19 protein-coding genes are annotated in these 18,663 nt (G+C 76.0%); 7 read left to right on the top strand and 12 right to left on the bottom strand.

The features are described 5' to 3' along the window. Nucleotides 1-12 precede the first annotated feature (12 nt). On the top strand, nucleotides 13-1,737 hold the full coding sequence (locus tag ACPYO6_RS00170; RefSeq protein WP_425712857.1) for a GAF domain-containing protein: 1,725 nt from the start codon (nucleotides 13-15) through the stop codon (nucleotides 1,735-1,737). A gap of 31 nt (nucleotides 1,738-1,768) precedes the next feature. On the opposite strand, the gene ACPYO6_RS00165 is transcribed toward ACPYO6_RS00170, so the two are convergent. Together ACPYO6_RS00165 and ACPYO6_RS00160 are read right to left on the bottom strand one after the other, a co-directional pair. After that, nucleotides 1,769-2,416 carry a response regulator gene (locus tag ACPYO6_RS00165; RefSeq protein ID WP_425712856.1) on the bottom strand — a complete coding sequence of 216 codons (648 nt, stop codon included), beginning with the start codon at nucleotides 2,414-2,416 and terminating at the stop codon, nucleotides 1,769-1,771. A 10-nt stretch (nucleotides 2,417-2,426) separates the two neighbouring features. Further along, the gene (locus ACPYO6_RS00160; RefSeq protein ID WP_425712855.1) at nucleotides 2,427-3,020 is read right to left on the bottom strand and encodes a TetR/AcrR family transcriptional regulator; all 594 of its coding nucleotides are present in this window, start codon (nucleotides 3,018-3,020) and stop codon (nucleotides 2,427-2,429) included. A 279-nt stretch (nucleotides 3,021-3,299) separates the two neighbouring features. Between ACPYO6_RS00160 and ACPYO6_RS00155 the strand changes: the two genes are divergently transcribed. After that, complete coding sequence (locus ACPYO6_RS00155; RefSeq protein WP_425712854.1) at nucleotides 3,300-4,313, top strand: hypothetical protein; 1,014 nt, start codon at nucleotides 3,300-3,302, stop codon at nucleotides 4,311-4,313. A gap of 78 nt (nucleotides 4,314-4,391) precedes the next feature. On the opposite strand, the gene mutM is transcribed toward ACPYO6_RS00155, so the two are convergent. Genes mutM through rsmD form a run of 6 tightly spaced genes read right to left on the bottom strand, consistent with a single transcriptional unit; the run spans nucleotide 4,392 to nucleotide 8,571 of the window. Further along, the gene (gene mutM / locus ACPYO6_RS00150) at nucleotides 4,392-5,288 is read right to left on the bottom strand and encodes a bifunctional DNA-formamidopyrimidine glycosylase/DNA-(apurinic or apyrimidinic site) lyase (RefSeq protein ID WP_425712853.1); all 897 of its coding nucleotides are present in this window, start codon (nucleotides 5,286-5,288) and stop codon (nucleotides 4,392-4,394) included. Then, a complete protein-coding gene (gene rnc / locus ACPYO6_RS00145; RefSeq protein WP_425712852.1) occupies nucleotides 5,288-6,157 on the bottom strand; it encodes a ribonuclease III in 870 nt (289 codons plus the stop codon). Before rnc ends, mutM begins: the two co-directional genes overlap by 1 nt. Beyond that, nucleotides 6,154-6,828: a YceD family protein gene (locus ACPYO6_RS00140; protein ID WP_425712851.1), complete on the bottom strand. Its 675-nt coding sequence runs from the start codon at nucleotides 6,826-6,828 to the stop codon at nucleotides 6,154-6,156. The genes rnc and ACPYO6_RS00140 overlap by 4 nt, the downstream gene beginning before the upstream one ends. Further along, the gene (locus ACPYO6_RS00135) at nucleotides 6,825-7,430 is read right to left on the bottom strand and encodes a hypothetical protein (RefSeq protein WP_425712850.1); all 606 of its coding nucleotides are present in this window, start codon (nucleotides 7,428-7,430) and stop codon (nucleotides 6,825-6,827) included. Before ACPYO6_RS00135 ends, ACPYO6_RS00140 begins: the two co-directional genes overlap by 4 nt. Then, nucleotides 7,427-7,993, bottom strand: coding sequence for a pantetheine-phosphate adenylyltransferase (gene coaD / locus ACPYO6_RS00130; RefSeq protein WP_425712849.1), 567 nt, complete (start codon nucleotides 7,991-7,993; stop codon nucleotides 7,427-7,429). Before coaD ends, ACPYO6_RS00135 begins: the two co-directional genes overlap by 4 nt. Beyond that, on the bottom strand, nucleotides 7,990-8,571 hold the full coding sequence (gene rsmD, locus ACPYO6_RS00125; RefSeq protein ID WP_425712848.1) for a 16S rRNA (guanine(966)-N(2))-methyltransferase RsmD: 582 nt from the start codon (nucleotides 8,569-8,571) through the stop codon (nucleotides 7,990-7,992). The genes coaD and rsmD overlap by 4 nt, the downstream gene beginning before the upstream one ends. A gap of 105 nt (nucleotides 8,572-8,676) precedes the next feature. Between rsmD and ACPYO6_RS00120 the strand changes: the two genes are divergently transcribed. Both ACPYO6_RS00120 and ACPYO6_RS00115 read left to right on the top strand, forming a co-directional pair. After that, nucleotides 8,677-9,348 (top strand): ABC transporter ATP-binding protein, encoded by a 672-nt coding sequence (locus ACPYO6_RS00120; RefSeq protein WP_425712847.1) that lies wholly within the window; start codon nucleotides 8,677-8,679, stop codon nucleotides 9,346-9,348. A 113-nt stretch (nucleotides 9,349-9,461) separates the two neighbouring features. After that, on the top strand, nucleotides 9,462-11,111 hold the full coding sequence (locus tag ACPYO6_RS00115; protein ID WP_425712846.1) for a DUF6297 family protein: 1,650 nt from the start codon (nucleotides 9,462-9,464) through the stop codon (nucleotides 11,109-11,111). Between the two features lie 15 nt (nucleotides 11,112-11,126). On the opposite strand, the gene ACPYO6_RS00110 is transcribed toward ACPYO6_RS00115, so the two are convergent. After that, entirely contained in the window at nucleotides 11,127-13,388 is a 2,262-nt protein-coding gene (locus ACPYO6_RS00110; protein ID WP_425712845.1) for an ATP-dependent DNA helicase RecG, read from the bottom strand. A gap of 233 nt (nucleotides 13,389-13,621) precedes the next feature. On the opposite strand from ACPYO6_RS00110, the gene rpmB reads away from it, so the two are divergent. Continuing rightward, complete coding sequence (rpmB, locus tag ACPYO6_RS00105; protein ID WP_425708419.1) at nucleotides 13,622-13,819, top strand: 50S ribosomal protein L28; 198 nt, start codon at nucleotides 13,622-13,624, stop codon at nucleotides 13,817-13,819. Between the two features lie 87 nt (nucleotides 13,820-13,906). On the opposite strand, the gene ACPYO6_RS00100 is transcribed toward rpmB, so the two are convergent. Beyond that, on the bottom strand, nucleotides 13,907-14,980 hold the full coding sequence (locus ACPYO6_RS00100) for a thiamine-phosphate kinase (RefSeq protein ID WP_425712844.1): 1,074 nt from the start codon (nucleotides 14,978-14,980) through the stop codon (nucleotides 13,907-13,909). Nucleotides 14,981-15,018: 38 nt separating this feature from the next. Between ACPYO6_RS00100 and ACPYO6_RS00095 the strand changes: the two genes are divergently transcribed. Next, the gene (locus ACPYO6_RS00095; protein ID WP_425712843.1) at nucleotides 15,019-15,606 is read left to right on the top strand and encodes a DUF3515 family protein; all 588 of its coding nucleotides are present in this window, start codon (nucleotides 15,019-15,021) and stop codon (nucleotides 15,604-15,606) included. Nucleotide 15,607: 1 nt separating this feature from the next. Here the strand turns inward: ACPYO6_RS00095 and ACPYO6_RS00090 are convergent, their stop codons facing one another. Next, nucleotides 15,608-16,792 carry a D-alanine--D-alanine ligase family protein gene (locus tag ACPYO6_RS00090; RefSeq protein WP_425712842.1) on the bottom strand — a complete coding sequence of 395 codons (1,185 nt, stop codon included), beginning with the start codon at nucleotides 16,790-16,792 and terminating at the stop codon, nucleotides 15,608-15,610. A gap of 138 nt (nucleotides 16,793-16,930) precedes the next feature. Between ACPYO6_RS00090 and ACPYO6_RS00085 the strand changes: the two genes are divergently transcribed. Beyond that, nucleotides 16,931-17,710 (top strand): AMIN-like domain-containing (lipo)protein, encoded by a 780-nt coding sequence (locus tag ACPYO6_RS00085; protein ID WP_425712841.1) that lies wholly within the window; start codon nucleotides 16,931-16,933, stop codon nucleotides 17,708-17,710. Between the two features lie 136 nt (nucleotides 17,711-17,846). Here the strand turns inward: ACPYO6_RS00085 and ACPYO6_RS00080 are convergent, their stop codons facing one another. Continuing rightward, on the bottom strand, nucleotides 17,847-18,659 hold the full coding sequence (locus ACPYO6_RS00080; RefSeq protein WP_425712840.1) for a lysophospholipid acyltransferase family protein: 813 nt from the start codon (nucleotides 18,657-18,659) through the stop codon (nucleotides 17,847-17,849). Nucleotides 18,660-18,663 lie beyond the last annotated feature (4 nt).

The raw sequence follows: 18,663 nt of genomic DNA, 5'->3' as shown, positions 1-18,663 counted from the left end.
GGGAGACATCCGGTGCACGAGCTCGACGACGACGTGCTGGGCTCCGCGCTCACCCTCACCAGCCACCTCGACGTCCGCGGCGCGCTCGACGGGCTCGTCGCCTCCGCCGCCGCCCTGACGGGGGCCCGCTACGCGGCGCTCGGCGTCCTCGACTCCAACGGCGAGACGCAGACGTTCATCCAGGTGGGCATGTCTGAGGAGGACATGCGCGTGCTCGGGCACCCGCCGTCGGGGACGGGCGTCCTCGGCGCGATCCCCCCGGACGGCGCGCTCCTCCTCGACGACCTCACGGAGCACCCGGACTTCGGCGGCTTCCCGCCCGGGCACCCGCCGATGCACTCGTTCCTCGGCGTCCCGGTCCGCGCGGGTGGCCGCGTCTACGGACGGCTCTACCTCGCGGAGAAGGAGGACGGGCCCTTCACGCAGGCGGACGTGACGACGGCGATCACGCTCGCCCGGGCCACCGGGGTCGCGGTGGCGAACGCGACCACCTACGGCGCCTCGCAGACCCGGGCCCGGTGGACGGCCGTGGCGAACGAGATCACCACCGCCCTGCTCGAGGGCACGGACGAGGAGGAGACGCTCGAGCTCGTCGCTTCACGCCTGCTCGACGTGGCCGAGGCCGACACGGTCATCCTCGTGCTGCCCTCGGTCGGCGACACGTGGGTGGCCGAGATCGTGCGGGGCGACCGCTCCGGGGAGCTGCTCGGCCTCGTCTTCCCGCCGGACGGCCGCGCACGGACCGTCATCCGGGAGCGCTCGGGGCTCATCGTCGACTCGCTCACGCGGTCGCGCACGGTGCGTGTGCCCGAGCTCGCGTCGTACGGGCCCGCGCTGTACGCGCCGATGCTGCTCGGCGGCGAGGCCGAGGGGGTGCTCCTGCTCCTGCGGCACCGCGGCCGCCCCGAGTTCACCGAGCTCGAGCTGGAGATCGCCCAGCAGGTCGCCTCCCAGGCCGTGTTCGCGCTGCAGATCGCCGGGGCCCGGCACGTCGAGGACGTCGCGACCATGGTCGAGGAGCGCGCCCGGATCGCGCGGGACCTGCACGACCTCGCGATCCAGCAGCTCTTCGCCACGGGTATGCAGCTCACGCAGGCGCGCGCCCGCGCCGAGGACCTCGAGCAAGGGCGGGCCGGGGCCGCCGGGACGGGTGGCACCGAGGACGAGCCGGCCGGCACGCTCGGGCTCACGGCGCTCATCGACGCCGCCGTCGACGCCGTCGACTCCTCTGTGCGGCAGATCCGGTCCATCGTCCACAACCTGCGCGAGCCCGAGCAGGGCGTGCTGCTCGTCGAGCGGCTGCGCCGCGAGGCGTCGATCGCCCGCACCACCCTGGGCTTCGCGCCGTCCTTGCTCGTCGAGGTCGACGGCACCCTCGTCTCGGACGCCGACCTCGGCGGTCCGATGTCCGACGTCATCCGGCAGCGGGTCGACCCCGACGTCGCGGACGACATCGTGGCGGTCGTCCGCGAGGGCGTGTCCAACGCCGCGCGGCACGCGGGCGCCTCGTCCGTCTCGGTGCGCCTGCGCATCCGCGGCTCCGGGCCCACTGGGTCGGTGCTGCTCGAGGTCGTCGACGACGGACGCGGCATCGACCCCGCCCGCACCCGCTCCTCCGGCCTCGGCAACCTCGCCCAGCGGGCGCGCCGGCACCGGGGGACGTTCTCGGTGGGCCGGACGGAGACCGGCCGCGGCACCCTGCTGCAATGGCAGGTGCCCACGGGCGGACGCGGCTAGGCCGCCACCCGGTCCGCGTCCGCCCGGTCGCTCAGCCGCGCCAGCCGGCGGCCCGCTGGCCCGCGACCCAGGCGGCGACCTGCGTGCGGCGCTGGAGGCCCATCTTGCTCAGCAGGCTCGTGATGTGGTTCTTCACGGTCTTCTCCGCCACCCCGAGCCTCTCCCCGATCTCACGGTTGGACAGGCCGTCCCCGATGAGGTCGAGCACCTTGCGCTCGGAGGGGGTGAGGTCGGCGGTCGGGTCGTCGTGCGAGGCACGGCGCCGGGTGACGGTGCGGGCGTCGAGCAGGGTGCGCCCTTGGGCGACCGCGTGCACGACGTCGGCGATCTCCGCGCCGCGGACGGTCTTGAGCAGGTAGGCCTTCGCCCCGACGTCGAGGGCGGCGGCGAGAGCGTCGTCGTCGTCGAAGCTCGTGAGGACCACGGGGTGGGCGCCGGGCACCTTCTCGGCGAGGGCCTTGATGAGGTCGATGCCCGAGCCGTCGCCGAGCTGGAGGTCGACGAGCAGGACGTCGGGCCGGACGAGCTCGGCGCGCCGCAGAGCATCGGCGACCGACCCGGCCTCGGCCACGACGGTGAGCCCCTCGGCCCGGTCGACGACCTCGGCGATGCCCCTCCGGACGATCTCGTGATCGTCGATGATCATCACCCGGACGTCGCCGTTGGCCTCGCTCGTCATGGTGCCGATGCTATCCGTCGCCGCGGCGCCCACCGGGCGCGAGTGCCCCCTGCATCAGCGCGGCCAGCGACCGAGCGCCGTCGCTCGTCCGGCACTCCCCTCGCACGCAGGCCGCGGCGAGCGCCTCGCCTGCGCCGACCAGGCCCGTGCACCGTCGACGCAGCTCTGCCGACGGCACCTCGGCGCGGGGGCCGAGAACGTCGACGAACAGGTCCACGCAGCTGTCCAGCAGCTCCTGGAAGACGGCGTCCTTCTGCGCGCTGCCGGAGAGCGCCCGCCAGTCGGCGTCGACGTCGGCCGCGCAGCGGATGTAGGCCTCGGCCAGGGCATCGATCGTCGACCCGGGGCGGGCCTCCCCCTGCGTGAGGGCTGCGCGCACGGCGTCCAGCTGCTGCTCGTGCAGGGTGCGGTACAGCGCGATCTGCAGGTCCTCCAGTGCGTGAAAGTGGTCGTAGACCACCGGCTTGGAGACCCCGGCGCGCTCGGCGAGGCGGCCCAGCGTCAGCCTGTCCGCACCCTCCTCCTGCCGGATGCGCGTCGCTGTCGTCAGCAGCTGGTCACGACGCCCGGCGCGCGTGAGTCGAGCTCTGCCGCCCCGAGCCACGCGAGCGTCTCCGGCCGGGGCCGCCGTCCCGTCCACGCCCCGCGCGGCCTCCGGCTGCGCCCGCTCGGTTCGTCGCACAGCCCCCCGTGCGGCCCCTGGCTGCGCCCGCGCGGTCCGTCGCACAGCCCCCCGCGCGATCTCCCGCGGGTCGCTCGTCTCGAACTCCGCCACGTTCTCCCCGCCGTCCTCGCGCGCCGCCGTTGCTCAACCTACGAATAGTAGGTTAACGTGCATTGAACCTACTGTTCGTAGGTTACTAGCTGCAGGCAGGAGAACGACATGGACCCGATCCTGCTGGCCGGGGGATCCGGCCTCATCGGACGCTGGACCGCCCGGCACCTGCGCGACGCGCACCCGACGGTGCCGCTGCTCATCGGCGGGCGCGACCTCTCAAGGGCACGCAGGGTCGCCGAGGAGGTCGGCGCGGCGGAGGCCGTGCGTCTGGACCTCGGCGCCCCGGACCTCGGCCTCGGCGACCGCCCCGTCGCAGCCGTCGCCACCCTGTTCAGGGACGGGGCCCTGTCCGTGCTGCGCCTCGCGCAGGAGCGCGGAGCGGGGCACATCGGGATCTCGGCGCTGGGCGTCCACGAGATGGCCCCCGAGGTGGCAGCTTCCGCCGCCCGACCGCACGCCGCGCCGATCGTGCTGGGCGCCGAGTGGCTGGTCGCGGCGACAACGATCCCTGCCCTCCACCTCGCCGAGCGGTTCGCGCGTGTCGACCGGATCCGCCTGGCCGCCGTGCTCGACGAGCAGGACGCGGGCGGACCCGCCCAGGTCGCGGACCTGGAGCGGGCCGTGGGAGCGACGACACCGGCCATGGTCCGCAGCGACGGCGCGTACTCCTGGCTCCCCGAGGAAGACCTGGGGTCCATCGTCCGAGCGGCCGACGGCACGGAGATGCAGGCCGCGGCGCTCTCCCCGTTCGACGTCGTCGTGCTCGGGACCGCGACCGGCGCCCCGGACATCCGGTTCGACCTCGCCGAGGGGGTCACCTCTGCCCGCCGTGCGGGCGGGGCGTTGTCCACCGAGATCCTCGTCGAGCTCGTCGGTGAGGATCCGCAGGGCCGACCGCTGCGCCTGCGGCAGGCGGTCGTGCATCCCCAGGGGCAGATGTCTCCGACCGGCCTCGGGGTCGCGATGGTGCTCGAACGCCTGGCCGGCCTCGGGGGCGGCGACCCGGTGCCCTCCGGGCTGCACTTCCCCTCGCAGCTGCTTGACCCGGCCGCGTACCTCGACCGCCTCCGGCGCAGCGGCGCCCAGATCCTCGCCCTGGACGGGACGGAGACGTCGTGACGACGCCGCGACCTGCGTCGACGCGACGGGACCTGGCCGCGCACCCCCGACGAGCACATCAGCGCGAGCTGCCTCCCCTCACCGCCTGACCCGAGGCTCTCGCTGACAGACCGGGCAGAAGTGGCTCGAGCGGTTCATGAACCGCGCCCGTGCGATGCCCGCTCCGCACCGCGTGCACAGCTCCCCTGCGCGCCCGTAGACCTGCAGACTTCGGGCGAAGTAGCCTGGCGTGCCGGCGACGTTCACGTAGAGGGCGTCGAAGCTCGTGCCGCCCTGCGCGAGGGCCTCGGCCATCACCGCGGCGGCGGCCTCGTAGAGCTCGCGCAGCCGCGAGGCGGGCAGCGCGTCGGTGGCTCGCGTGCCGTGCAGGCGGGCGCGCCACAGCGCCTCGTCGGCGTAGATGTTGCCGACCCCGGAGACGAGGGTCTGGTCGAGCAGCGCCCGCTTGACCTCGGTGCGGCGGCGCCGGGTCCGGGCGACGAGTCCCGTCAGGTCGAGGTCCGGGTCGAGGAGGTCGCGGGCGACGTGCGCGACCGGCGCCGGGAGCACTGGCTCGGGCGAGCCGAGGCCGCCCGGCCCGCCGTCCGGGGTGGGCACGGTGCGCGTGAGGTCGACGTACCCGAAGGTGCGCTGGTCGACGAACCACACCTCGCTGCCGTCGTCGGTGCGCAGGCGGGCCCGCAGGTGCGGGCCGGGGGCGAGGTCGGTGCCGGGCCGCTGGACGAGCATCTGCCCGGACATGCCGAGGTGGGCGAGGAGGGCGTCGGACGCATCGTCGAGCAGCAGCCACAGGTACTTGCCGCGCCTGACCGCGCCGACGACCTCCCGGCCGGTGAGGGCGCGGAACGCGTGGGCCCCGCCAGCGGTGTTCCGCGCGGCGCGGGGGTGGCGGATCTCGACGTCGGCGACCGTGCGTCCCACGAGTGCGGGGACCAGGCCGGCGCGGACGACCTCGACCTCGGGCAGCTCGGGCACTACGCGGTGGTCCCCGCCGGGCCGGCGTCACCCGCGGGCGCGGCGGACGGGGACGCATCGGGGGTCTCGTCGTCGGGCACCTCGTCGTTCGGGGTCTCGTCGTTCGAGGAACCCTCCTGCCCGACGCCGTCACTCGCCTCCGACGGCCCGGTCACCCAGGCGTACGCGGCCTCGGCGGCCTCGGCCTCCGCGACCTTCTTCGACGAGCCCGCGCCCGTGCCGGCCACCTCGCCCGAGAACGTGACGACGGCGGTGAACACCTTGGCGTGGTCGGGGCCCTCGTGGCTGATCTCGTAGGTGGGCGCCGGGAGCCCCTTCGCCGCGGCGGCCTCCTGGAGGGAGGACTTCCAGTCGAGCGCGGCGCCGAGCGAGCTGGCGTGCTCGAGCATCGGACCCACGAGACGGGTGACGACCTCGCGGGTGGGCTCGAGGCCGTGGCCGAGGTAGACGGCGCCGATGATGGCCTCGACGGCGTCGGAGAGGATCGAGTCCTTCTCCCGGCCGCCGGAGGTGCGCTCGCCGCGGCCGAGGAGGACGTAGTCGCCGAGGTCGAGCTCGCGGGCGACGACGGCGAGCGCCTTCTGGGACACCGTGGCCGCGCGCATCCGGGCGAGGTCGCCCTCGGGCACGTCGGAGTGCGTGCGGTAGAGGTGCTCGGTGACGATGACGCCGAGGACGGAGTCGCCGAGGAACTCGAGCCGCTCGTTGGTCGGCAGACCACCGGCCTCGTGGGCGAAGGAGCGGTGGGTGAGGGCGAGGACGAGCAGCTCGGGGTCGATCGCCACGCCGAGGGCGTCGGTGAGCCGCTCGACGTCGGAGCGACGGGCCGGGCCCTCGCCGGTCTGCTGCCGGTTCCTGTTCCGGGTCACTCCCGGCCTCGCGGGTCGGGGGCGTCGGCGGAGGAGGTCGGTGCCTCGTCGTCCGCTCCCCCGGCCCCCGGGTCGCCGGCCTGGGTGTATCCGGCGTCCGGGTCGCTGACGACGGCGCCGTGCACCGGCGCGTCCTCGCTCGCGAGCGCGGACAGGGCGGCCCACCGGGGGTCGACGTCCTCGTGCGCGTGGCCCGGCTCGGCGTCCGCGAGACGGATCCCGCACACGGAGCACAGGCCCGGGCAGTCAGGCCGGCACAGCGGGGTGAACGGGAGGTCGAGGACGATCGCGTCGCGCACGGCGACCTCGAGGTCGAGGTCGTCGCCGTCGACGACCGGGTACTCCTCCGCGTCCTCGTCGCCGTCCTCGACGAGCCGGGCGCGCACGTCCGGGTGGTAGAAGAGCTCGGTCAGCTCCGCCGTGACCTCGGTGTCGATCGGGTCGAGGCAGCGCGTGCACTCGCCGGCGAGGCGGGCGCGGACGGGGCCGGTGACGAGGATGCCGTCGGAGACCGCGGTGAGGGTGAGGTCCAGGTCGATGTCGGAGCCCTGCGGGACGCGCAGGACCTCGTTGCCCATCTCCTCGGGCGCCGGCGCGGCGAGCTCGACCTGGCGCACCGAGCCGGCGCGGCGCGCGAGGTCCCGGATCGAGACGGTCAGCGGGGAGCTCATCGGGACTCCGGGCGGCCGTGCTCGGGGCGGTGCTCGGAGCGCTGCTCTCGGCGGTCGCCGCCGTCGCGGCGCTCGGCGCCCTCCCGGTCGTCGGCCCCCTGCCCGGGCCGGGACAGACCCGCTCCCCCGGCGAGGTACTCGCGGCCGGCGCGGACCTGCTGGAGCAGGGCGTCGAGCTCCTTCTCGAACCGGCCGAGGTGCTGGCCGGCGTAGGAGTCGGCGTCGGCGGCGCGGCGCGCGGCGGCGTCCTCCGCCTCGGCCACGATGCGCCGGGCCTGCTCGGTGGCCTGGGCGAGGACGGGCTCGTCCTGGACGAGGCGGGCGGCCTGCTGCTCGCCGTCGTGGACGATCTCCTCGGCCTGCGTGCGGGCGCGCTCGAGGACGGCGTCGGCGTCCGCGACGATCGTGTCGGCCGCCGCGATCGACTCGGGGACCACCGCGCGCGCCGACGCGATGAGGTCGAGGACCTCGGCGCGGTTGACGATCGCCGAGGAGGACATCGGCATCGAGCGGGCCTGCGTCACCATCCGGCTCAGCTCGTCGAGGATCGCGAGCAGCGACTCCCCGGCGTCGTGGGTGGCGTCGATGGGCTCGGAGGTCATACCTGGACTCCTGGGTGTCGGGGCGGGGTGGCGTCCGGGCCGGGCCCGCCGGTGGCGGGGACGACGCGGGCGCCCGGGCCGCCGGAGGTGCGGCGCAGGGCGAGGGGCAGGGCGGCGGCGACGTCGGCCGGCACGAGGTCGTCGACCGCGCCGCCGTGGCGGGCGACGTCCTTGACCATCGAGGAGGCGACGTGGCCGAGCCGCGGGTCGCCCATGACGAACACGGTCTCCACCCCGGTGAGGTGGCGGTTCATCAGGGCCATCGCCTGCTCGGCGTCGACGTCGGCGGCGCCGCGCAGGCCCTTGACGATCGCGCTCGCCCCGACTTCCGCGCAGTACTGCGCGAGCAGGCCGGGCACGAGCTCGACGCGCACCCCGTCGAGGTCGGCGACCGCGCGGCGGACGAGGTCGACCCGCTCGTCGTCGGTGAAGAGGTAGCGCTTGGCGACGTTCGTGGCGACGGCGACGACGACCTCGTCGAACATCGCGCGGGCGCGGCGGACGACGTCGACGTGACCGAGGGTGACCGGGTCGAACGAACCGGGGCAGACGGCAAGACTCATGGTGCGTCCACGGTAGCCGCCGGGGCCTCGTGGGCGGCGACGTGGACGGTGGTGTCGCCGTACCGGCGGGTCCGCAGGGGGAACAGCCCGGCGGGCCAGCTCGGCTCCGGGGCACGGCGGTCCCGCTCGACGACGACGATCGCGCCGTCCGCGAGGTGGCCGTTGCTCGCGAGGGAGGCCAGGACGGCGTCGAGGTCGGCCGCCGCGAGGTCGTAGGGCGGGTCGAGGAGGACGAGGTCGGCGGGCTCCGCGGCCGGGGACGCGGCGTGGGCGGCGGCGTCGGCGGTGACGACCCGGGCGACCGCCAGGCCGAGGGTCCGGACGTTGTCCCGGATGACGGCGGCCGCCGGGGCCGCCCGCTCGACGAGGGTGACCGCGCGGGCACCCCGGGAGGCGGCCTCGAGGCCCAACGCGCCGGAGCCGGCGTAGAGGTCGAGGACGACCGCGTCCTCGACGGCCCCCATCGACGCGAGCGAGGAGAAGAGGGCCTCGCGGACCCGCTCGGAGGTGGGCCGGGTGCCCGAGCGCGGCACCTTGAGCGAGCGCCCGCCGGCGGTGCCCGCCACGATCCGTGTCACCCGCGCAGCCTACGACGGGAGGACGGACCCGCTCGTGGCACCGCACCCGATCGCCGGGCCGGACCCGCTCGCTGGGTACCGCGTCGCCGCGCGTAACCTGCGGGGATGCGGCTCGAGGCGACGGACCTGGTGGTGGGGTACGCGTTCCCCGTGTGCCCGCCGGTCACGTTCTCGGTGGGCCCGGGCGAGGCGCTCGCGGTGGTCGGCGTCAACGGCACGGGCAAGTCGACGGTCCTGCGCACGGTCCTCGGCATGCTGCCCGCCCTTGGCGGCGAGGCGCGCATCGACGGCCGGGCGCCCGACCCGCGCTCGGCGCGCCAGCGGGCCGCGATCTCGCACGACCTCGGCGACGAGGTCTTCTTCCCCGGCCTGTCCGCCGCCGAGCACCTCGAGCTCACCGCGCTCGGGCACGGTGGCGACTCCCCCGGCGAGCTCGCGGGCGAGCTGCTCACCGAGTTCGGGCTGGCCGAACGCTCGCGCGCGGTGCCGTCCGCGCTCTCGTCGGGCCAGCGCCGCCGCCTCCTGCTCGCCGCCGCGTTCGCCCGGCCCCGCGAGCTCCTCGTCCTCGACGAGCCCGAGTCCCGACTCGACACCGGGGCGCGCCACCGGGTGGCGGACCGGCTCGCCGACGAGCGCGAGGCCGGGCGGGCGGTCCTGTTCGCCTCGCACGACCCGGCCACGGTGCAGCTCGCCGCCACCTCGGTGCTCGTCCTGTCCGACGACGGCGTGCGGATCACCGACGCCGAGGACGGCGCCGACCTCGTGGCCGGCCTGTGACGGCGGGCGGGCCGGGGGGCGGGGCGAGCTCGGCTCCCGGACCGGCCGGCGGACCGGCCGGCGGACCCTCACCCACGGCGCCGGCGGCGACCTGGTGGCCGTCCGGTCGGTCGGTGCGCCGCTGGACCGAGGTGCGACGGTCCCTCGGCGCGTCGACGACGCTCGCCGACACCCTCGCCGACGTCTACATGGGCGTCCTCGCCGCCGCGATGGCCCTGGCCGCCGCGCTCTACGCGGCCCGGGACGCGGGCCTGCTCGCCCAGGGCGCCGAGGGCGCCGCCGGCCGGGTCGACGCCGGCTGGCTCTGGTTGCTCGCCCTCGCGGCCGCCCTCTTCTCCGTGGTCCGGTTCTCGCGCCGCCTGGGTCCGGTGGGGCTCGACCGCGAGCGCGTGCGCTGGTGGCTGCCGCTGCCGGTCGACCGGCTCTCGCTCATCGGTCCGGCGGCGTGGCGGTGGCCCGCCCTCGGCGCGGTCGTCGGCGGCGGTCTGGGGGCGATCGCGGCCACCGCCCTCGGCGGGCAGGAGGTCGCCGCCGGACCCGTCGCCTCCGCCGCCGCGCTCGCCGCGACGCTCACCGGCGCGGCCTGCCTCGCCCTCGTCCCGGCCCAGACCGCCGGGCCGGTCGACGACTCGGCCGAGCACGCCGGCGAGGATCATCCGGCCCGCGCCGACGTCCACGAGGCGCCCCGGACGCTCGACGACCTCGCCTCCGCGCCCGCATCACCGGCCCGACGCCGGACCACCCGCCGGGCGGTCGACGTCGCCACGGGAGCGGCACTTCTCGTCGTCGTCGCAGGTGCGCTCGTCGTTCTCGTCACGGCGCCCCCCGTCCCGGCCCTGCCGCCGGTGCCCGTCCTGCTCGCCGTCTCGGGGCTGGGGCTGGCGGCTGCTGTGGTGGCCGGCGTGCTCGCCCGGCGCAGCGTCGAGCGGATCCCGGACGCCGAACTCGCGCGCGGCGGCGGGGTCGCGGGGTCCGCCACGTTCGCTCTCGCCACCCTCGACACCCGCACCCTCGGGGCGCTCACGGCCGCCGACGGCGCGCCGGTCGTGCGGCGTCGGGCCCGGTGGGGGCTCCTCGCCCGCCTGCCCCGCAGCCTGCGGGCCCCGGCGGCGCTGCTCGCGGCCGACGCCGCGGCCACGCTGCGCCGCCCCGCCCTCGCGCTGCGGCCCCTGCTCGCGGTGCTCGCCCTCGCGCTCGTGGCCGACGTCCGCGGGGCGCCCGCGTGGCTGCTCCCGGTAGCCGTCGGCACGCTCGGCTACGTCTCGGCGTGCGCGAGCGCGACCGGCGCCCGCATCGCCCGCACGCGCGAGGGGCTCGACGCGCACCTGCCGATGAGTGCCCGCGCGCACCGCGTGACCCGCCTCGTGTGGTCGTGGGTGGCGCTCGCGCCGTTCGTCGTCGGGGCTGCGATCGTCCTCGGTCTCCACGCGTCCGGCGGCCGGGGCCCGGCCCTCGACGTCCTCGCGTGGGTGCCGGTCCTCGCCTCCGCCGCGCTCGGCTGGGCCGGGGCGGCGCTTCGCTGGGCCTACCGCAAGGACGACGAGGGCACCGGTCCGGTCGCCCCTTCCCCCATGGGCCCCGTGCCGGTCGGGTCGATCATGCTGCTGCTCACAGGGCCCGACGTCGGGGTCGTCGCCTCCGTCGCGGTCGGGCTCGCGGTCTGGGCCGGCGCTCCGCTCGGCGTCCTCACCGCGATCGCGCTCGCCGTTTCGCTGCTCGTCGCGTCCGTCGTCACGTCCCCGCCACCCCCGTACGAGGAGTAGCCCGGCGACGCAGTCTCACGACTTGTCGAGGAACTCGTCCTCGCCGTCGGCCAGCTCGATCGCGATCGCGTCCGCGAGGCCCGGATGGCGCTCGAGGTCCGGGTCGCCCGAGACGAGCTCGCGGGCGGCGGTCCGGGCGGCGGCGATGACGTCGGCGTCCCGCGCGAGCCGGAGGAGCCGCAGCCCGCTCGTACGCCCGGACTGGGCGGTGCCGAGCACATCGCCCTCCCGGCGCATCGACAGGTCCGCCTCGGCCAGGGCGAAGCCGTCCGAGGTCGAGGCGAAGACCTCGAGCCGCTCCCAGGCGGGCGTGCCGGGCTCGACGCCGCTGACGACGAGGCAGATGCTGGGCCGCGACCCACGACCCACGCGGCCGCGCAGCTGGTGGAGCTGGGACAGGCCGAAGCGGTCGGCGTCGAGGACGACGATGATGCTCGCCTCGCTCACGTCCACGCCGACCTCGACCACGGTGGTGGCCACGAGCACCGGCGTCTCGCCGGAGGCGAAGGCCGCCATGGCCGCGTCCTTCTCGTCGGCCGCCATCCGCCCGTGCAGGACCCCGACCCGTACGCCGGCGAGCGCCTGCTCCGCCGCCAGCAGCGCCGAGGTCTCCTCCACGGACGCGGACGGGAGCGGGCGAGGTGCGTCGTCGGGCGCCCCGCCGGTCGCTCCCTGGGCGGGGGCGTCGTCGGAGTCCCCGGCATCGATCCGGGGGACGACGACGTAGGCGCGCCCTCCGGCGTCGACCTCCTCGCGCACGCGCTCCCACACGCGCGCCATCCACCGGGCGTTGGCGGCAGGGACGAGGGTGGTGGCGATCGGTGAGCGCCCCGCGGGCAGCTCCCCGAGGACCGAGGTCTCGAGGTCGCCGAAGACCGTCATCGCGACGGTGCGCGGGATGGGGGTCGCGGTCATGATGAGCTGGTGCGGCACGGCTTCGCCGCGCATGCGCAGGGCGTCGCGCTGCTCGACCCCGAACTTGTGCTGCTCGTCGACGACGACGAGGCGGAGGAACGGGATCTGCACGGTATCGGTGAGCAGGGCGTGCGTGCCGACGACGATGCCGGTCTCCCCCGACGCGAGCCGCGCGAGCTCGTCCCGGCGGGTGGCGGCCGGCTGGGAGCCGGTGAGCAGGCCGACCCGGGTGGCGGGACCGTCCGGGGCGTCGAGACGGCCGGCGCGGGCGAGCGGGCCGAGCAGGGCGCTCAGCGCGCGGTGGTGCTGCTGGGCGAGGACCTCGGTGGGGGCGAGCAGCGCGGCCTGGCCGCCGGCGTCGACCACCTGGAGCATGGCGCGGGCGGCGACGACGGTCTTGCCCGAGCCGACCTCGCCGTGCAGGAGCCGCTGCATGGGGACCGTGCCGGACAGTTCCTCGGCGATCGCGGCGCCGACCTCGGACTGGCCGCGCGTGAGGGTGAACGGCAGGGCGGCGTCGAAGGCGGCGAGCAGGCCGGCGTCGATCGCGGCGTTGGGCTCGGCGCCGTCCCCGGCGGCCTCGGCCCGGCGGCGGGCGAGCGCCGTCTGGACGAGGAAGGCCTCCTCGTGGCGAAGGGTGAGCGCTCCGGCGGCGACCTCCCGCTCGTCGGCCGGATGGTGGATCGCCCGCAGCGCCTCGAGCGAGCCGAGGAGGCCGTGCTCGGCGCGGTAGCCGGCCGGGAGCGGCTCGGGCAGGTCGCCGGGCCGCAGGGGGTCGAGGACCGAGCGCACGGTCGCGGCGATCACCCACGAGGGCAGGCCGCGGGTGGCCGGGTAGATCGGCGTGGGGCGGAGCGCCTCCTCGGCGGCGAGGGCCTCCGCCTCGGCACCGTCCTCGCCCGCCTCGAAGGTCTGGTAGTCGGGGTGGGTGAGCTGGAGCTCGTCGCGGAAGACGGAGACCTCGCCGGTGAACTGGCCGCGCACGCCGGCGCGCAGGCGGCGCGTGTGCATCCCGAACGAGCGCGGGGACGAGCCGAAGAAGACGAGCGTGAGGAAGGCGGAGCCGTCGGTGATCGTCACGACGAGCCGGGAGCCGCCGCGCCCGCCGGCCCGGGAGACGCGGGTCTCGGCGCCGACGACCTCCGCGACGACGGTCACCTGCTCGCCGGGGCGCAGGTCCGCGAGGGAGGAGAGGCGGCCGGGGGCGACCCACCGGAACGGGTAGTGCCGCAGGAGGTCGCGCTGCGTGCGCACGCCGAGCCGGGCGAACTTGTCCGCGGCGGCCTTGCGCACGAGCCGGCTCACGGGAGAGTCGAGCCCGGCCGGGTCCTCGCCCGCACGGTGAGCCGCCACGCCTGTCACGGGGCCAGGTTACGGTGAGCCACCGACGTCGGGACCTGCGCATCCCCAGGCCCGCGCGACTCTCCCCTGTGTCTCAACGCACGCGACGGGGGGCCGCCGCCCCTTGGGGCGGGGGTGCCGACTCGGGTACGCTGTCCCGGTTGCCCGTCCGGCCCCGGCCGTCGAATGGGCGTGTCGACCATCGGCCCGCGGCTCCCGTCGCGGCCGCCCCGTACGAGCTCAGGAGATCCACCGTGGCTGCGACCTGCGACATCTGTGGCAAGCACCCCAGCTTCGGCAAGACCGTGTCGCACTCCCACGTGCGCACGTCGCGCCGCTGGAACCCGAACATCCAGCGCATCCGCGCCAACATCGACGGCGCGCCGAAGCGCATGAACGTGTGCACCTCGTGCCTCAAGGCCGACAAGGTCACGCGTTACGTCAAGAGCTGACACCTCCGCGAACCGGCTCTCGGCCGGCCGCGTGAACGAAGGACCTCGCCCGTCGGGCGGGGTCCTTCGTCGTTCCCAGGTCCGTTGTCAGACGAAGTGGTCGTAGCCGCCGATCCCGCCGACCGGGCGGGAGTCGAGCAGGACCGCGCCGCCGACCCCGTCGACCACGGGCGGGGGTGTCTCCGCCGCCGCCTCGCCCGCGCCGAGGACGCGGCCGATCGCCCGGAAGCCCGCCGGAAGCGCGGCATCGGACGGAAAGGTGGCGAGCAGCCCGTGGTCCTCGCCACCGCGCAGGACCCACTCGGCCGGGTCGGCGCCGAGCTCTGCGGCAGCACCGGCGAGGGCGTCGCGATCGGCAGCGAGCGTCGCCCGGGAGTCGAGGTCGACGACGACACCGGACGCCCGCGCGATCCGGCCCGCGTCGCGCACGAGGCCGTCGGAGACGTCGATCATCGCGGTCGCGCCGGCCTCCTGCGCCAGGGGCCCGAGCGCGACCGGCGGGTCCGGTCGGAGGAAGGCGGCCACGAGCGGGTCGCGCCCCGGCCCCTCCCCGGCGTCCCGTGCGCCCGCGTCGAGCAGCGCGTACCCGGCGGCGGCACGGCCCAGCACGCCGGCGTGCGCGAGGACGTCCCCGGGTCGGGCGCCGCGGCGCAGCACGGGGTCGCGGCCCTGGAGGTCGCCGTGGACGGCGACGGAGACGACGAGGCGCTCGGACGCGGTGAGGTCGCCGCCGACCACGCCCACCCCGATCGGCCGGCAGGCGAGCGCGAGGCCCCGGGCGAGGTCGCGCACCCACGTCAGCGGGGTCGCCCCGGGCAGGCCGAGCGAGACGACGAGGGCGAGCGGGGCCGCGCCCATCGCGGCGACGTCGGCGAGGTTCTGGGCCGCGGCCCGCCACCCGACGTCGACGCCGGTGCCCCAGTCGGTACGGAAGTGGTGGCCCTCGACGAGCATGTCCGCGCTGACGACGAGCCGGGAGTCGGTCGACGCGACGACCGCGCAGTCGTCGCCGGGACCGACGATCGTGCCGTCGCCGGCCGGGAGCTCGGGCAGGAGCACGGCGAGCACCCCGTCCTCGCCGACGTCGCGGACCGTGGGCGTGGTGCCGTCCCGGTCGTCGACTCGCGGCTGCTGGTCGGAACTGCTCGGCGGGACGGTCACCCGGACACGCTACCCAGCGCGCGACGTACCCTGCGGACATGCCTCGCCGTCGCCCCCTCGCCCCGGCGGCGGTCCTGACCGCGCTGCTCCTCGGCGCCTGCGGCACGCCCGTCTCGCTCGAGGCCGCGCCGTCGGCGGCCGCCCCGGACTGCGGCGCCGTCCTCCAGGCCACCCCGGACGTCCTGGCCGAGGGCGAGCGGCGGTCGACCACGTCGCAGGCCTCGACCGCCTGGGGCGACCCGGCGATCACGCTGCGCTGCGGCGTCGAGCCGCCCCCGCCGACCACGGCCGAGTGCCTGTCGATCGAGCTGCCCGACGGGCGGATCCACGACTGGATCCACACCGACGCCGGCGCGGTCCTCGAGGAGGGCGCGAGCGACGGCGTCGAGTCGACCTGGGTCTCCTACGGCCGTCGGCCGGCGATCGAGGTGGTCGTCCCGCCGGAGCTGGCCGACCAGGCGTCCGCGGTGCTCGTCGACCTCGACGGTGCGGTCGAGGCCACCGAGCACGTGGCGAGCTGCGTGGGCGCGGCCGAGGTCGAGTCCGCCGAGGCGGAGTCGTCGTCGGACGGGAGCGCCACGGACGAGACCGCCACGGACGAGACGGCGACGGACGGCGCCGGCTGAGTCAGCGCAGGCCGACGGGCCGCGCGAGCGCGAGCGTGATGAGCTCGTCGAGGAGCTCGCCGTAGGGAACGCCGCTCGCCTCCCACACCACCGGGAACATCGAGAAGGGCGTGAAGCCGGGCATCGTGTTGATCTCGTTGACGACGATCGTCTCGCCGTCGACGAAGAAGTCCACGCGCGCGAGCCCCTCGCAGCCCATGGCGTCGAAGGCCCGGACGGCGAGCTCGCGGACGCGGGCGGCCACGTGCTCGGGGATGTCGGCGGGGACCGCCATCTCCAGGCCGTCGGTGTCGACGTACTTGGCCTCGTAGTCGTAGAAGCCGGCGGGCGCGCCGTCGAGGACGATCTCGCCGGGCAGCGAGGCGCGCGGCGCGGACGTGCCGCGACCGCCGAGCACGCCGCACTCGATCTCGCGCCCGTCGATGCCCGCCTCGACGACCACCTTCGGGTCGTGCGCGTGGGCCTGATCGATCGCTGCGTCGAGCTCGGCGAGGTCGGCGACCTTGCTGATGCCGATCGACGAGCCTGCCCGGGCCGGCTTGACGAACAGCGGGAGGCCGAGGGCGGCGACCTCGGCGCGCACGGCGTCGGGCTCCGTGGCCCAGCGGCGCGCGGGGACGGACACGTACGGGCCGACGGGCAGCCCGCGGGCGGCGAGCAGCACCTTCATCACGTCCTTGTCCATGCCCGCGGCCGAGGCGAGGACGCCCGAGCCCACGTAGGGCACGTCCGCCATCTCGAGCAGCCCCTGCAGCGTGCCGTCCTCGCCGAACGGTCCGTGCAGGAGGGGCAGGACGACGTCGACGCGCCCGAGCGCGCGCAGCCCCTGAGCCGCACTCTCGACACCGGTGGCGGCAGAGCCGGTCGGGCCGGACGCGGCTACCGCATCCGCCGCGGGGCTGTCCTCGACGACGAGCTCCCGGCCGCCGTCGAGCCGGAGCAGGACGTCGGCGCCCTCGGTGACGGCGCCGTGGGCGGCGAGCTCGAGCGTGGCCGGGTCGGTCGGTCCCTGCACCCAGCGGCCCTCCCGGGTGATGCCGACGGGCACGATCTCGTAACGATCCGGGTCGAGCGCCCGCATCACACCGGCGGCCGTCGCGCAGCTGATCTCGTGCTCACCGCTGCGCCCGCCGAACACCAGGGCGACGCGGATCCTGCGGTCTGTGGCCGGGGTCTCGATAGTCATCGACCGAAGCCTAACGGCCACCTGATCGCGTCTGTCCTGTGACCACGCCGTGACGGATCCGCGCCACTCGTGAGGCAGGATCGATGCCGACCAGGCGGGCCCCCGACCGCCCTTTCCCCAGATCATGAAGGAGATCACGTGCGCGCTCGTCGCGCGGCAGCCACTGCCGCCACCGCCGCCCTCCTCGTCACGCTCGTCGCCTGCTCGGCCGAGGACGACTCCGGCCCCGACGACGGCGCGAACGTCGACACCCCGACCCAGCAGTCGGGCTCGCCCAGCGAGGACTCCCCCACGGAGGCCCCCTCGAGCGAGGAGGGCACCGGTTCTGCCGAGTCCGGGTCCGCCGCCGAGTCCGGCTCCGAGAGCGGCTCCGACCTCAACGAGCTCGAGGACGAGGACGCCGACGGGAGCGACGGCGCGGCCGGTGCCACCGAGGAGGGCTCGAGCGACGAGCAGGAGCCCGGCGGCACGGACGCGCAGTGGATCTCCCCCGGCAGCTCGGACGAGGGCGCAGGCGACCCGGCCGGCGGCCCGCTGCTCGCCGTCGACGTCCGCTCGGGCATCCACCCGTACTACGACCGCGTCGTGGTCGACCTCGAGGGCGAGGGCGGCAACCCCGGCTGGTACGCCGACTACACGGGCGACCCGGTCGAGGACGGCTCGGGCACCCCGATCGACATCGACGGCAACGCGTTCCTCCACGTCTCGGTCTCGGGCTTCCGGTACCCCGAGGAGGGCGAGGAGTTCGCCGACGGCGTGTACGCGGTCGACGGCACCGGCGTCACCGAGGCCTACGTGTCCTCCCCGTTCGAGGGCCAGATCCAGGTGGTCCTCGGCGTCGACTCGGCCCGCCCCTACCGCGTGTTCGTCCTGCCCGACCCGCTGCGCCTCGTCATCGACATCGAGATCGCCGGCTAGGCACCCCGGACCCCACCGGCCGGACCCGATGACGGGTCCGGCCGGTCGGCACGTCCGGGCTCGTCGACGTCGGACGGGCCTTCCTCACACCCGCGGAGTGGTGCCTGCCGGCGAGGTGGCGGCGACCGGACCGGGGTCAGCGCGCGGTGCGGCGCCGGGGGTGCGGGTCGCCGTCGACCCGGGTGTCCCAGCGGTGCTCCGGCGCTGGCTCGCCGCGCACCACCGACAGCATCGCGGCCAGCCGGTCCATCACCCGGTCCGTCGCGCGGGTCAGCGCCTCCGGCGTCAGGGCCGCCACGTCGTCGGAGCCGTTCCCGGCGTCCGAGGAGTCCGCGACGACGCCGTGGCTCTCCCGCCCCGCTCCCCCGCCGTCCCCCAGGAGCTCGGCGCGACCCATCGGCCGGCCCGCCACGACCTCGGCGGTGGTCCGCGGCAGCGGCCGGAACCGCGAGGTGAACGGGGGCAGCACCCGCTGGCCGCCCCAGGAGACCACCGGGACGATCGGCACTCCCGCCTCGAGCGCGAGCCGGACCGCGCCGTTCCGCCCGGTCATCGGCCACAGGTCGGGGTCGCGGGTGAAGGTCCCCTCGGGGTAGACGACGACGCAGCGTCCGTCCGCGAGCGCCTCGCGCGCGTGATCGAGCGCCCGGTCCGCGTCCTCGGCGTCCCGGCGGACCTCGACCTGGCCGGCGGCGCGCAGGATCCGCCCGACCGGCCCCGACGTGAAGAGCTCGGACTTGGCGAGGAACGCCGGCGGCGCGCCGTGGGCCTGGAGGAAGTCGCCCACGAGCAACGGGTCGAGGTTGGAGACGTGGTTCGAGGCGACGACGAACCCACCCGTGGGCGGCACGTGCTCCCCGCCGGACCACCGGCGGCCCACGAGCAGGCGCAGCGGCGGCACGACCAGCCCGGCGACGGCGGCGAGCGCGGGCGGGACGGGTCGAGGCACCGGG

The organism is Georgenia sp. Z1344, from assembly GCF_049856295.1.
Classification (GTDB): domain Bacteria; phylum Actinomycetota; class Actinomycetes; order Actinomycetales; family Actinomycetaceae; genus JB111.
This window is presented reverse-complemented; position numbering and strand designations above follow the sequence as displayed.